The 14,242-nt window shown below is 43.0% G+C and carries 14 protein-coding genes and 1 pseudogene; 9 read left to right on the plus strand and 6 right to left on the minus strand.

The genetic code is table 11. From position 1 onward, the window contains the following. Positions 1-82 precede the first annotated feature (82 nt). The 5 genes and pseudogenes from SIC45_RS08845 (at position 83) to SIC45_RS08865 (ending at position 4,286) form a co-directional block, all read left to right on the plus strand. Complete coding sequence (locus SIC45_RS08845; protein WP_319631880.1) at positions 83-1,342, plus strand: cytochrome P450; 1,260 nt, start codon at positions 83-85, stop codon at positions 1,340-1,342. 51 nt (positions 1,343-1,393) lie between these two features. Beyond that, complete coding sequence (spx, locus tag SIC45_RS08850; protein WP_319631881.1) at positions 1,394-1,810, plus strand: transcriptional regulator Spx; 417 nt, start codon at positions 1,394-1,396, stop codon at positions 1,808-1,810. Beyond that, positions 1,803-2,039, plus strand: coding sequence for a ferredoxin (locus SIC45_RS08855; protein WP_319631882.1), 237 nt, complete (start codon positions 1,803-1,805; stop codon positions 2,037-2,039). Before spx ends, SIC45_RS08855 begins: the two co-directional genes overlap by 8 nt. Positions 2,040-2,179: 140 nt before the next feature. After that, a complete protein-coding gene (locus SIC45_RS08860; protein WP_319631883.1) occupies positions 2,180-3,409 on the plus strand; it encodes a cytochrome P450 in 1,230 nt (409 codons plus the stop codon). Between the two features lie 113 nt (positions 3,410-3,522). Further along, a pseudogene (locus tag SIC45_RS08865) lies at positions 3,523-4,286 on the plus strand (SDR family oxidoreductase). A gap of 331 nt (positions 4,287-4,617) precedes the next feature. Here the strand turns inward: SIC45_RS08865 and SIC45_RS08870 are convergent. Next, positions 4,618-5,163 carry a TetR/AcrR family transcriptional regulator gene (locus SIC45_RS08870; protein ID WP_319631884.1) on the minus strand — a complete coding sequence of 182 codons (546 nt, stop codon included), beginning with the start codon at positions 5,161-5,163 and terminating at the stop codon, positions 4,618-4,620. Positions 5,164-5,342: 179 nt separating this feature from the next. On the opposite strand from SIC45_RS08870, the gene SIC45_RS08875 reads away from it, so the two are divergent. Continuing rightward, positions 5,343-6,800, plus strand: coding sequence for a DHA2 family efflux MFS transporter permease subunit (locus SIC45_RS08875; RefSeq protein ID WP_319631885.1), 1,458 nt, complete (start codon positions 5,343-5,345; stop codon positions 6,798-6,800). 475 nt (positions 6,801-7,275) lie between these two features. Here SIC45_RS08875 and SIC45_RS08880 read toward each other — a convergent pair whose 3' ends face one another. Further along, positions 7,276-7,518, minus strand: coding sequence for a GrpB family protein (locus SIC45_RS08880; RefSeq protein WP_319631886.1), 243 nt, complete (start codon positions 7,516-7,518; stop codon positions 7,276-7,278). A 141-nt stretch (positions 7,519-7,659) separates the two neighbouring features. Further along, positions 7,660-9,303 (minus strand): arginine--tRNA ligase, encoded by a 1,644-nt coding sequence (gene argS / locus SIC45_RS08885; RefSeq protein ID WP_319632947.1) that lies wholly within the window; start codon positions 9,301-9,303, stop codon positions 7,660-7,662. Between the two features lie 482 nt (positions 9,304-9,785). Between argS and SIC45_RS08890 the strand changes: the two genes are divergently transcribed. The 3 genes from SIC45_RS08890 to SIC45_RS08900 all read left to right on the plus strand — a co-directional run bounded on the left by SIC45_RS08890 (position 9,786) and on the right by SIC45_RS08900 (position 12,090). After that, positions 9,786-11,021, plus strand: a complete 1,236-nt coding sequence (locus tag SIC45_RS08890; protein WP_319631887.1) for an MFS transporter — start codon at positions 9,786-9,788, stop codon at positions 11,019-11,021. A gap of 561 nt (positions 11,022-11,582) precedes the next feature. After that, positions 11,583-11,831, plus strand: coding sequence for a type II toxin-antitoxin system prevent-host-death family antitoxin (locus tag SIC45_RS08895; protein WP_319631888.1), 249 nt, complete (start codon positions 11,583-11,585; stop codon positions 11,829-11,831). Then, positions 11,824-12,090 (plus strand): Txe/YoeB family addiction module toxin, encoded by a 267-nt coding sequence (locus tag SIC45_RS08900; RefSeq protein WP_319631889.1) that lies wholly within the window; start codon positions 11,824-11,826, stop codon positions 12,088-12,090. Before SIC45_RS08895 ends, SIC45_RS08900 begins: the two co-directional genes overlap by 8 nt. A gap of 206 nt (positions 12,091-12,296) precedes the next feature. On the opposite strand, the gene SIC45_RS08905 is transcribed toward SIC45_RS08900, so the two are convergent. The 3 genes from SIC45_RS08905 to SIC45_RS08915 all read right to left on the minus strand — a co-directional run bounded on the left by SIC45_RS08905 (position 12,297) and on the right by SIC45_RS08915 (position 14,234). Beyond that, positions 12,297-12,902: a dihydrofolate reductase family protein gene (locus SIC45_RS08905; protein WP_319631890.1), complete on the minus strand. Its 606-nt coding sequence runs from the start codon at positions 12,900-12,902 to the stop codon at positions 12,297-12,299. Positions 12,903-13,120: 218 nt separating this feature from the next. Then, on the minus strand, positions 13,121-13,255 hold the full coding sequence (locus SIC45_RS08910; protein WP_319631891.1) for a hypothetical protein: 135 nt from the start codon (positions 13,253-13,255) through the stop codon (positions 13,121-13,123). Between the two features lie 532 nt (positions 13,256-13,787). Beyond that, entirely contained in the window at positions 13,788-14,234 is a 447-nt protein-coding gene (locus SIC45_RS08915) for a hypothetical protein (protein ID WP_319631892.1), read from the minus strand. Positions 14,235-14,242 lie beyond the last annotated feature (8 nt).

Below are 14,242 nucleotides of genomic sequence, written 5' to 3' on the forward strand. Positions count from 1 at the left end.
TCGTACATACTGTTAGTATACTTGATTTATAGGGATCGATCTATACAACCTATGCTATCTCACTCACGAAAGGACGATCATTTTGGATCAATCTAACGTATCTGTACAGGCAAGAGTGTTAGGCATACTCAGTGGAAGAAGTACGGAGGAGCCGTTTTCAGTTTTTGCCGAAGCACGAGCGGCAGGAGCGGTGTTGTCCATCCCTCATCCGATGGGCAGCGAGGATCACCGAGCGTGGCTGGTGACCCATATGGACGAAGCGCTGAAAGTGCTGAAAGATAAAAAAGGCTTTACTGTTGATCCTTCCTCCATTGAAGCGGAAGGCGTCCGGGAAAACCTCTCGGTAGATGACGAGGCACCGGATACGTTTTTCTCAGGAACATCCATGCTTTTTGTGGACGGGTTTGATCACCGGCGTCTGCGTTCCCTGGTGTCGAAAGCATTCACCCCGAAATATATGGAAAGCCTGCGGCCGCGGGTGCAGGAAATTGCAGATGAACTGTTGGATAAGGTGGAGGCTGACGGAGAAATGGACCTCGTGACAGATTACGCGTACCCTTTACCGATTAATGTCATTTGTGAAATGCTCGGGGTCCCGGAGGCAGACCGGGACAAACTGCAGATTTGGTCTTCGGCCATCGCCAAAGGGATGGGATGGGGGAGGCAGGATCCGACCGTCACCGAACACCTGGCTCAATTCGGAAATTACGCCAAACAGCTGGTGGAAGACAAGCGACAAACGCCCGGGGATGACCTTATCAGTAAACTCGTCACCATGGAAGACGAGGAAGACCGCCTCAGTGAATCCGAGCTGATTTCCATGATCACCCTGTTGATTTTTGCCGGTCATGAAACGACGTCCAACCTGATTGCGACCGGTGCTTTTGAATTGTTCGATCATCCAGAAGAACTTGAAACACTAAAAAATGATCGCCGCCTCGTTCCGGGAGCAGTCGAAGAGTTATTACGGTTCAATGGCCCGTCGACAAGTGTCGGCCCTCGTTATGCGACCCAGGATACCGAGATTGCCGGGCAGCCTATTGCCAAGGGAGACATGGTGCTGGTGCTCGTTAAATCAGCCAATCGGGATGAAGAAAAGTTCACGGAAGCGGAAAACTTGGACATTCAGCGTGAGATTGATCGTCACTTGGCTTTCGGACAGGGCCTTCATATGTGTCTCGGGGCCCCCCTTGCTCGGGTAGAGGGAGACGTGGCTTTCTCCACACTGTTTCGACGACTACCGAATCTGCAGCTGAAATATCCCCGGGAGGAGATCGCATGGAGTTTTACTCTATCTTCTCAAGGCCTCGAATCCCTGCCAGTTACTTTTTCCTTTCATTAAATGCCCGTTCTTACACGCCTTTGGCGATTCGAGTAGCAAGGAGACATTCTGATGGTAACGCTATTAACAGCACCGGGGTGCGCCTCTTGTCAAAAAGCCAAAAAATGGTTACAAGATCATCGTATTCCTTTTCAAGAGAGGAATATTTTAGCCCATCCCCTTTCGGTTCATGAAGTCAAAGAGATCTTTCGTAAAACAGAAAAAGGCACTGATGACATTGTAGCTACCCGCTCCAAAGATTTTCAGGCTTTAAATATGGATTGGAACACCTTGACGATGCAGGAACTATTTCGATTAATGAGCCAGCACCCCGGTTTGTTGCGCAAACCTTTACTTTATGATCACAACCACTTGCAAGTAGGCTACAGCAAAGAAGACATGCGCCAGTTTATTCCGAAGAGCACTCGCTCTTCCTATTTAAAAGAAGCAAAAACTCGTTTGCTCGCTAAGGAGGCCTTTGATGGCTAGATATGTGACTGTCGATAGAGATGAATGCATTGGCTGTGGTAATTGTGAAGGAATAGCCCCAGACATTTTCGAATTTGATGACGAAGGCCTGGCTTTTGTGACGCTGGATGAGAATCAGGGAACGTACCCAATGCCAGAGGGAAAAATGGATCAATTAGCAGAAGCCTTTGAAGAATGCCCCACGGAGGCTATTCAAATAGCAGAGCGTCCTTTTAACAAATCAAAGTAAAACCACTGCTAGCGTCATATTACGTATGCTGAAATGAATATATAGCTACCCGTACAGCATGGGGCTATTGGAAGTTGGCCAAGTTACCTGAACCATCACGGACTTAACCCTACATTTTGAATTTAAAGGTGAATTATTTTATGAATAAAAAAGTCATTTCCTTGCGAGAAGTCAAAAATTTTCAAACCCGGTCCGAAGAATTTTTTCCTTTGCACTGGTACGAAAAAATGCTTGATGAAACACCCATTTACTATGATGAGCATACAAAGACATGGAATGTTTTTAAATATGCGGATGTGCAACAGGTTCTCACCAATCACGAGGTTTTTTCTGTTGAAGGCCCACGAACCACTATTTCTGTAGGCGCCAATAATCAGGAAGGCACGATTTCCGATAAGGCCAATATTATGGTGGATCCACCAGAACATCGAAAAGTACGTTCCTTATTATCCGGCGCTTTTACTCCTCGCAGTTTAAATAATTGGGAACCCCGTATCCAGGAAATTGCGACCGAACTCACTGACAATATACAAGCAAATGCGACAGTAGATATCGTGGAGGAATTAGCAGCTCCTTTTCCAGGCATGGTCATCACCGCTTTGTTTGGCGTTCCTGTAGAGGATCGAGCTCAATTTAAAGAGTGGGTGGATATTCTCTTCCAACCGTATGATAAAGAAAACGAAGAAAACATGGAACACCAAAAACAGGAGGCGGCAAAAGAATACTATCAGTTTCTTTATCCCATCGTAGCTCACAAACGTGCCCATCCCGCTGACGATATTCTGTCGGACTTAATCAAGGCTGAAGTAGATGGCGAAAGGTTTACGGATGATGAAATTGTTCGAGTTTCCATGTTCCTGTTAGGGGCAGGCGTAGAAACCACGAGTCATGCTCTTGCGAACACGTTTTATTCGTTACTTTACGACGATCCTTTCCTCTATCAGGAACTACGGGAGAATAAGGAGTTGGTCCCGGGAGCCGTCGAAGAAATGCTGCGCTACCGTTTCCATATCGCTAAAAGAGACCGGACCGTGAAACAGGATAACGACTTATTAGGCGTGCCATTGAAAAAAGGAGAAGCTGTTATTGCTTGGCAAAGCGCTGCGAATATGGATGAAAACATGTTCGAGAACCCTTTCACGCTTAACATTCATCGGCCTAATAATAAAAAACATCTGTCATTCGGCAAAGGCCAACATTTCTGTTTAGGGGCCCCGCTAGCGCGATTAGAATTAACGATCGCCTTACAAACATTCTTGCAGAAATTTTCTCATATCAAACCGGTCGAATCATTCAATTTAGAAAGCAATTTAATCGCATCTGCTACCGGCCAATCACTCACGCATCTTCCGATATATACTTCTGATTGATCTTTCGCTGTAACTAACCATCTATCTTTCACAACAGTATATTCTGCTATCTGCCTTATCTTGGTTATTCAACCACGTTCGAAAATATTATGGATATGAAGGAAATGAACCGTATGAAATTACAAAATAAACTCGCAGTCATCACAGGAGGCGCTTCAGGCATGGGAGAAGCCATGGCCAAGCGTTTTGCTGCTGAAGGAGCCATGGTTATTGCAGCGAACATCAACAAAGAAGGGGCCCAGCAAACCGTCGAAAGCATCAAACAAAACCAGGGCCAGGCGTTAGCAGTAACAACAGACGTGACCAAGCCGAAGGATATCGAAAATGGGATTGATGCTGCTGTGAAGACGTACGGTACGTTAGATATTTTAATCAATAATGCCGGGATCATATGGCCAGCATGGAAGCCGCGGGCGACATTACCGCTGATAAATGGGATCGTTTATTTCAAATTAACGCGACCGCCACGATGCAAGCCATTCGTTATTCCCTGCCAATCTTTCTCGAGAAACAGAATGGGGTCAATATTAATACTACCTCTACGGGCGGTTTGAATGGGTCTCACGCCGGCGCTGCCTAGATCTCTTCTAAACATGCTATCGTAGGACTTACCAAAAATACGGAATATATGTATGCTCAACAAGGTATCCGTTGCAATGCGATTGCTCCCGGGGGCGTCGATACGAACATTACCTCCACCCTGCAGCACGTGAGTGAATTTGGGGCTAGTCGTACTAAACTACCCCAATCGGTGATGCCACGCATGGGAACGTCAGAGGAGATTGCGAATGTCGCGCTGTTTTTGGCTACGGACGAAGCAAGCTTTATTAACGGGACAGTAATTACAGCTGACGGCGGATGGACAGCAGCTTTTTAGCTTTTTCCTATTATCAGGAAAGATGAATAAAAAATCCTGAATGAAAAAGAACTAGCATCTACTTCTAGTACCTCTATATCCCAGTGATTTCATACTGAAAACATGAATTTCTTCTCGCTTTTGAGAAATTACTTCATCTTTTAGATTACTTCATAAGAAAATCGATCCTGCACTCTGCATATTTAAAGAGTATGGGATCGATTTTTTAACTTCACACTATTTATTGGTTTAACAACATTAAAAACACTAAAATCCATCGGCTACTATATTAACAGCGGAAATGAAATCTTTGTTTAAGAATATTGGCTCATCTATTCAAAGGTCTCTGTTTTTACATCCTGTACATGACATGAATCTGATCCGCGATGTAGTCTGAACTATAATGTCTGTTATTTTTTAACCACCACATAATAATACCTACTAAAGATGCTGTCTTGATATCAATCCCAACATAATTCTCAGGCAATTGCTTACTGGTGTTTTCCCTTTTTGTTTCTATTAATTGTTTCATAAATATAAATAACTGTTCTTCAAACTGATTTACATTAAACAAAATAAATAAATAGTTCCGCTGAGCATATAAATAATCAAGCAATTGTATCAGTTGCTGTTTTTCGGATAAATCTTTGGCAAGTATTAAATCATTAATTTTATCTGCCAGTTCTTGCAAAATCTCCTCGTTAATTTGTGTCAATAAATCTTGGATGTCATGAAAATGCAAATAAAAAGTGGTGCGATTTAATTCAGCTTTTGATGCGACTTTTCGAACCGTTAAATTTGAATGAGTGAACCCATCACCCAAAAGAGAAAAAACAGCCCTTTTAAACATCTCTCTTGAGCGAATGGTACGGGGATCTTCTTTTTTTGGCATAGACAATTTAAACTCCTTTATCGATGACTGGATTATGTTATTAACATAAATATTTCTTTTGTTCATTAATAAACATTTCTAATGAAAATGTTAATGGTAAAAAGCATCAAAACTCTGTTAGTATAAATTTTATCGACATTTTGTCGATAAAACAAATCAAAAGCATCTGGCAAAGGAGTTTATGTATGGAAGACCAAAAAGAAGAACTAAATAAAGGCGTATTATTGTTTGTCCTTATATCAGGCTGTTTTCTATCTGTATTGAATCAAACCCTGTTGAATGTGGCATTAAGTAATTTAATGGAGGTATTCAAGGTGACAGCTGCCACTGTTCAGTGGTTATCAACAGGCTTTCTTCTCGTAAACGGTATGCTGGTTCCAATAACAGCTTTCTTAATGAAGCGATTTACGACCAGGCAATTATTTATCAGCTCAATGTCATTCTTGTTGCTAGGTACTATTATTTGTGCAACAGCTCCTACCTTTATGATTTTATTAATCGGACGCATGATTCAAGCCATCGGAGCAGGGATTATCCTTCCTCTTATGATGAACGTAATTATGCTTATTTTTCCTGCTGAAAAAAGAGGCGGTGCGATGGGCTTAATTGGATTCGCTATGATATTTGCTCCTGCCATTGCACCAACTTTAGCTGGTTTTACTATTGACTATGTCTCATGGCGTTGGTTATTTATCGGATTAACCCCTTTAATTGTGCTAGTTATCGGACTTTCATTCAAGTTTTTAGTGAATGTATCTGAAACAGAAAAATCAAAGCTGGATATTGTTAGTGTGGTTTTTTCCACCATTGGTTTCGGTTTCATATTATACGGATTTAGTAATGCTGGTAATAATGGCTGGGCTTCTGCCGTAGTTGTTTTTTCATTAATTATTGGCCTACTGTTTACGATTTTTTTCTGCGTGCGCCAAATAAAATCAAAAGAGCCCGTCTTAAATTTATCTGTATTCAAATATAAGACATTTACTTTAACATCACTGCTTAATGTCCTGATTACCATGATTATGTACGCTGATTTAATTCTATTGCCTATTTATTTGCAGACAGGAAGAGGATTTACAGCGCTGGAAGCAGGTCTTTTATTGTTACCCGGAGCTATTATTAATGCGGTATTATCTCCTTTTACTGGCAGACTATACGACCGAGTGGGAGCAAAGCCATTGTTTATCGTTGGACTTTTATTTATCATCCCTTCCATGTGGGCGGTTACGGATTTAACCGTTACGACTTCTTTCGTTTACTTAATGATACGTACCATTATTTTACGTATAGGTTTGAGTTTCATTACCATGCCGATCAATACTTCTGCATTGAACGCATTGCCTAAGCAATTAGCGGCGCATGGATCTGCAGCTGTTAATACAGTTCGTCTCCTTGCCGGAGCAATCGGTACAGCTGTCGTCGTCACTATCTACACGTCTCAAGTGATGAGTTATACTTCAACAATTATCAATGAAAACCCATCGGCTTCCTCGGGACAAATTGAAAAGTTATCTTCTGTATCGGGCTCAGGAGATGCGTATTTCTTTATGATGATTTTAGCCATTGTCGCTCTTCTTGTGACATTGTTTATGCCCAGAACAGAATTAAAAAAAGAAGAAAATAATGGAAATGAACCAGGGTAATTTATTCTCATTTAGATAATTTATGTAAGTACAAAATTAGTGATAATTCCTTTTTAATTAAAGCCCATAATAATGCAAAGTATTCTCGCTCGTCTTCTATGTGCTCTCCCGATCGAGTATTCCAATCCATTTTATTCTATTTTTTGCGCATTCGGCTCCCTGCGTATCTGTGGTTGCGCCACCACTTTCATCACAAGCAACTATGTTCAACCTGGCACTGGAAAACCAGTATTTTTTCTTCTGAGAAGTTTAATACCTAGTGAAAAATTTTAACATCTACCCTATTGGCCTATTTTTAAAGCCTAGTGGTTTCTTTTATCCGGAATGGAAATTTGTGGTCAATATGCTTATCGTTTCCCTTAAAGTAACGGGCTGATGGAAGGCTACGTACACCGCTTTAAAATGTGAAATAAACCAAATGTATAGGTGGCCCAGCATTGATATTTAGCGCAAAAAACTTTCACGTTTTGCTTCATCAAAAAATCGAATTTAAAATGACCTCCAGTTGCCCTTTCCATTCGTCGACCTGGCCCAGCTTCTCGACCACGAGAATCATGTCCACCATGGGCTTCGCCGACAAACCCGGAACAGCGGTACTGCCAATATGCTCTATCGGAAGCTGAACATCCCCGAGGGTGGAGCAGGTATTTTCAGCTTCCACCTCATACTCTTCCTTCCAGGCTAGGTTGGAAGCCTGAAGATAGACCTTCTGATTCATAGCGTTAACCTCCTTAAGGATCTTCCCTCATAGAAAAGTGACCCAATGTGGTTTTCAACGCTCGTGCATGGTGCCCCTTCTTCCTGCATGGAGCAATCACATTTCTTTAGGTGCCTGAACACCAAGAATACGCAGCCCCTCCTATAAAACGATCGCCACTGCATGTACCAGGGCCAGTCTGGCTGTTAGTTCCTCGTCCTCCGTTTGTATGCGGACCTGGCCGTAGTATTTGTTAAAGCTCTGGCTTAAATGAATCAAATACTTGGCCAAAACCGAAGGCTCACTCTGATGGTAGCTTCTTTCAATAACCGATGGAAAAGCTGCCAGCTTTTTGATGACATTCCAGCTCGGAGCATCCGTTAACCCCTGCTCCACCGACGACGGCTGATAACCAGCTTTCCTTAAGATCGAACAGGCTCTTGCATGCGTATACTGGATATACGGTCCCGTCGTCCCTTCAAACCGAAGCATATTCTCCAGCTGAAATTCGATGTTATGTTGCCGTTCGTGCTTTAAATCATGAAAAATAATCGCCCCTACACCGACCATTCGCGCGGTCTCTTCCTTGGGCCCGAGCTCCGGGTTTTTCTCCTCAATGCTTCGCTGGGCCAGATCAATGGCCTCCTGAATCACTTCTTCCAGTAAAATCACTTTTCCTTTTCTCGTCGACATTTTCTTTCCGTTTTGCAGGATAAAGCCAAACGGGATGTGGACCATCCCCTTCGCCCAGTCGTAGCCCATCTTTTCCAGAACCAAAAACAGCTGTTGAAAATGCAGGCGCTGCTCGTCTCCGACAATGTAATACGATTGATCAAACCCGTACTGCTGATGCCGATAGATGGCCGCAGCCAGATCCCGCGTGGCGTACAGCGTAGCCCCGTCGGATTTTCGAATCAGGCACGCCGGCAGCTGATGCTCGCTCAAATCGACAACCTCTGCTCCTTCGGATGTCTCGAGCAGTCCCTTCTCTTGAATCAGCTGCGCCATCCCCTTCATCTGATCGTTATAAAAGGCTTCGCCCTGGTATGTATCAAACGCTATACCCAACAGATCGTAAATCTTTGAGAATTCCTGCAGGGATTCGTACCGAAACCACCGCCAGAGACGGGCCGCTTCTTCCTCCCCCTGCTCCAGCTTTCGGAACCACTGCCGGGCCTCTTCCTCCAGATGCGGTTCAGCCTCCGCTTTTTCATGAAACAGCACATACAAGTCCAGCAGCTTTTTAATCGTATTCCGTTGTACCTGCTCCTCTGATCCCCAGCGCATATAGGCCACCATTAATTTCCCAAACTGGGTTCCCCAGTCACCTACATGGTTAATTTTCACCGGGGTGTATCCACACTTTTCTACAATGTTCGCCATAGCGTTACCGATCACCGTCGACCGTAAATGCCCCATGGAAAACGGCTTGGCAATATTGGGTGACGAAAAATCCAGTGTAATCGTTTTTCCTTCGCCCCATGTCTGCGTCCCGTAATGGCTTTTTTCTTGTTGAATGCGCTGAAGAAGCTGCCCGCTGACGGCGGCTTTGTTTAAAAACCCATTCACATACGGTCCGTCGGCCACCACTTGTTCAAACAACGGGCTGTGGATGCTGTCAGCGAGACATTCAGCGATCTCCTTCGGACTGGTTCGGAAATGCCTGGCCAACACAAAGCAGGGAAAGGCCAGATCTCCCTGCCCGTCATGTTTTGGGTGTTCAATTAACGCCTGAATCTCCTCCATCTCCAGTACGTGCTCAACGTGCGGTAAAATGGCTTCGGCATACTGTGTTTCATATTCCATCATCTGCTTTTCCTCCTAAATATGGCATAAAAAAATCCCGCCTCTGATTAGAGACGAGATATCACCCGCGGTACCACTCCGATTGTTCCGAAGAACCTTCTTGCCCATTGGTAACGAAATGACCCGACGGTTCCTACTTGATTTCAGACCGTTCCTCCAAAGTGCGCTTCATCACGCGCTGTCTCCCAGGCTTCCACCATCCCTGAGTCGCTGCAGACAGGCCGCATCATTACTCTCTTCTTCCCCGGATATGATTTATTAATGATGAAGTATATACGTGAAGGATGGAAAAATCAACCTTAAAATTACAAATGTGGTTTTCAACGCTGTATTTTTTCCATAAATTGTGATATTTTAACAGCAGTCATACTGACATTAATACAACATCTCTATCCAATAAAGCATTCTCAAGAAAGGACGAAAGCCCATGTAGGCAGCTCATCTTTTTCCCATATAAAAACTAAATACTAGTGGGTGATATGATGAGCCGTAAGCGTTCGTTCTTTTTGTTGCTGAGTAATCAGTCTATCGCCAGTGCCGGCGATATTTTTTATCTTGTAAGTATCATCAGTGTTGTTTACGAGCGCACTTCCTCCGTGTTTCTCGTTTCTCTTATCCCTTTTATCAATACATTTTCCCGGTTTCTCGGCGGGCTGTTCGCTCCCTGGATACTGGAAAAAGGGAACCTGAGACCGATTTTAGCTGCAGCCTCGACAGGCAAAGGGCTACTGTTGATGATTCTGCCCGTGCTTCTACCGACAGGCGTCGGGTCTTCATTCTTAATGTGGGCGCTGACGGTTGTAGGCCTGATTGCCGTACTGGACAGCTGGATCACGCCAGCCCGGAATGCTTTTCTCCCGAGAATCGTCCCCCGACATTCGCTGGTTCGGGCAAACAGCCTGATGGCCATGTCGGATCAATCGATTCAATTGGCCGGATGGCCTGTCGGCGCTCTATTCATCGTACTGTTTCCACCAGACGTGGTGCTTATGGGCACCTCCCTTACCTTTATGATGATTTCTTTCCTGCTTCTGGGTGTTCGTATTGAGGATAGCGACGCTTCTTTTCAAACATCATCAGCCTCCTCGATGATTGAAACCCTTCAATCGGGATGGAGGTATGTATGGAAGCATCGTCCGCTGCGCACCATGTTTATTGTCGATGGCATCACTTCTTTAACAGGGGCCATCTGGATCGCTGCGTTATTGTATGTGTATGTTGCCGATGTGCTGCAGGAGAATGAACCGTGGTGGGGATACATCAATGCTTCGTTTTTCGCCGGACTGATAATTGGAGGCATGCTCTGCTTCCGGTTTGAAATAGCTCTTCAGGCAAAAGCCCGTTATTTTTTAATCGGCAGTTCGTTTTGTGTTGCGGTATTCACCTTTTGGTTCGCATTTCCAGCTTCCAGCGTTTTCGCCCTGCTCATTTCCCTTTTGATCGGTATTCCAACGCAGGTTCAGGAGGTTACGCAGATTACTCTCATTCAAGCCCATACGGAGGAAAAACAGCTGGCAAAGGTGTTCTCTGCCAGAGACGTAATTTTGACCAGCTTTTTTGGTTTCTCTTCGCTACTGGTCGGCGGCCTTGCAGAAATAGCGGGAGTGCGCAGCGTTTTTATCATCGCTTCGGTCCTTTTGACTATCAGCGGGCTGATATATGTAAGGCACCGGAATGTATTGTTGACGTCTGCCGAAAAGGAAGATTTCTCTACTTAAAAATAAGCAGCGGCGCTTTCTGTATTTAGGGGGCGCTGCTGTTTGTATTGAAGTAAATAAATTTTTCATATTATATATTAGAAAGGAGAATTTTAATGAATGCAGTTGACGTGATTGTTTACGCGGTTTGCTTTCTATTAATCATAACCGCCGGCATTGTTATGTTCAGGGAGTACAGAAAATCAAAAATGGGAAGCAGACACCCAAAGTTCACTATATCAATATGCTTTTTACTAGCAGCTTCTTTACTCCAGCTGATTTATGGAATTACCACTAATTTCTAAGAGTACAATCTCGAACGTGCACTAAGTGAATTCAAATATTATTAAAAATTAATGGCAATACAGTTTAATAGCGGGCCAAAATGTCCAGATTCATTTTCAAACACATCAAAAATAATTTAAGACCTTTTAATACGCATTGGTACTTTTTCAGGTTGGTATATAGAATGACTAAAAAGGTCTACCTTTTTTAACGCTTTTTTTCAAACGAAAACAACATGAGAGGATCATCGAAAAATTGTACATTTAATTGTACAATATAAAAAAGGAGCTGATAGCGATGACCGTCATGAATTACTCCAATGCGCGAAAGAACTTTAAGGGATTGATTGATAAAGTCAATGACGACCAGGAAGCCGTCACCATCACGACCAAAGAACGTAACGCTGTTCTTATCTCGGAAGACGAATATAACCAATACCTTGAAACCATCTATCTTTTAAACAACCCGAGCAATGCCAAGCATCTATCGGAATCCATCCATCAATTGAAGCAGGAAGAAACCACGACCGTCGATATCGATGAGTAAGTTGAATGTCTTATTCACCCATAATGCGTTTCAGGACCACCAATACTGGCAGACCAAAGATAAAAAAACGCTCAAACGCATTAATCAATTGATTAAAAGCATAGAACGGGATGGTGCGTTAGACGGCATTGGGAAACCAGAGAAATTAAAAGGCAATTTAGCCGGCTTTTACAATCGTCGCATCGATATTGAACATCGATTGGTGTATACCGTCGATGAACAGCAAATCAGTATTATTGCCTGCCGATATCATTATTAGATGAAGCTTGTCGAGAAAGTTCCTTATAAGATAAGATAGCGAACATAAAAGCTTACTGGTGCCTTCCAGGAAGCTTTTTTACAAGTGGAGGAATTCTCTCAAAAAGCGTACTTTTTGGGAGGAAGATAAAAAAGAAGCTAGCCTTCAGATGAAAGTTAGCTTCGTACTTACAATTTCACCTTTCCTCATGGATCTCCTTTATCCATTTATGCCATGTTATAGAAAACTGGTTTTCCAGAAAAATCGTAGCGTAATAGAACGGATCCACCCGGGTATGACTTGGATTCCACTAATTGAAGAGCAGCGGGTGTCGTTCCTTCCTCGAATAATCGTTTCCCCTTTCCCAACACGACCGGGTACTGCCAAATATTCATACGATCGATCAAATCATCACGCAACAATGTTTGAATCAGATCACAGCTACCAACGACATGTACTTCTGTATACTTGTTTTTCAGTAAGGGTACACTTGTGGCCACGTCCGCATCAAGTATTCGAGAGTTGCTCCAATCGACCTTAGTTAATGTACGGGACGCGATATATTTAGGTTTTTTATTAAAGAGCTCCGTGAACGGGTTACTTGCTGAGGCCTTCTGCCAGTATGGCGCGAAAATGTCATACGTTTTGCGTCCGAGTAATAACGCGTCTATATTGGCATAATCAGCCGCCATCTGTTGTTCGGCTTCGGCATCCATATACGGCGCTTGCCAACCTCCATAGTTAAAATCATTCTCTATGTCTTCTTCAACGCCACCCGGGGACTGAATAATACCATCCAACGTCATGAACATGTGCACAATCAGCTTTCCCATGTTTTATATCATCCTCTCAATATTGAAATATGAAAAGGGTTATTTTCTTTACCTATTTCCACAAAGCACGTATAAATTCCTTGTGCTATAAATTTTTCTGTACTTTTTGAGAGAGTAGGCATTGGAGAGTTAAATATTTTTTCGTTTCTTATTTTTCTTTCTTTAAAATTATTAAAAAAGCGGTGAAAGATATTATTCACCGCCTTGATTACAACCTATTATTTATTTCTGTGCTCTTTCAACCAATCTTTAGCAATTTCATTATGTGGTTTTATAGCTAATATATAGTGGCTCGTCTGTTCCGCCTGGTCAAAATCGATTTCACGAAGAGCTTCGATGATTCGTTCCTCCATTAAAAATCCCCTCCGCCATAACTGATGTTCATCTTCCTTTAGTTATAGAAAAAATAAAGGACATCCGTAGCGATGATGCTTAATGAGGCCTTGCTAGATAAACAGCAACAAGGAGGAGAAGGATGCCGGGCGCAAGAAATAACGGATATAACCAATGACGTTTTCTACGAGAAACGCCAAGAAAGGTAAAGCATAGGCCAAGCACGAAGGAGATCAGCATGATAGAAAAACCCATGTTCGTTCTTCCTCTCGAAAGTTATTCGTCGTTAAGGACGATGGAGCGTTCTTAATAACGGTTCCTCTTCTTCCTCTTTTGTTGGATCAAGGAGAGAAACTTTGATTTTTCCATGATGACGAGGATCAAGAAGGTACAAAGCATAGTGAGGATCATATATCCGCCATGCCCTAAAAAACCTAACTGCATCGTGGCTACGTTCAATACACAAAAGAGGATCAATAAGATCACACGAGTTGATGTTCTCATTTTTATTTCTCCTCCATGATTAAGGTTGGTTGGCCCCTGAAAGAAAACCTACTCGGCATTTATGGTAAATGCATCAAGGAACTTGCTGTCGTATTTGCTTCCATCAATAATGGATATGCCTATAAGATCCGTATAATTTTTCCCGGCAAATAGAAATTCTACACCTAACATGCTCGCTTTCCTTTGCACCTCTTTGTTTTCAACCAGGCGCAAACTATAGACTTCGTGCTCCTTAACAAGAACACGCTTGTGATGAAGAAAGGGTTCTAATTTTTTAGCCTCTTCTCCTTCTAATTCAAACCCGTATATCGTTTCCCTGTCATCTACATCAACCATAATGGAGGCTTCATCATGAAGGTCATCTGTCACCATAATATTAGGAAACACTGCTCGTTGTAAGGTAACATATCCCATGCGAGCTTCTTTGTCATAAGATACTATCGTTTTCCATTCTATGCTTCCTCCCCTCCCTTTTCGTACGTTTCTGTACTTCATAGCCAGTC

Origin of the sequence: Marinococcus sp. PL1-022, from assembly GCF_033845285.1 — a bacterium.
Classification (GTDB): domain Bacteria; phylum Bacillota; class Bacilli; order Bacillales; family Marinococcaceae; genus Marinococcus.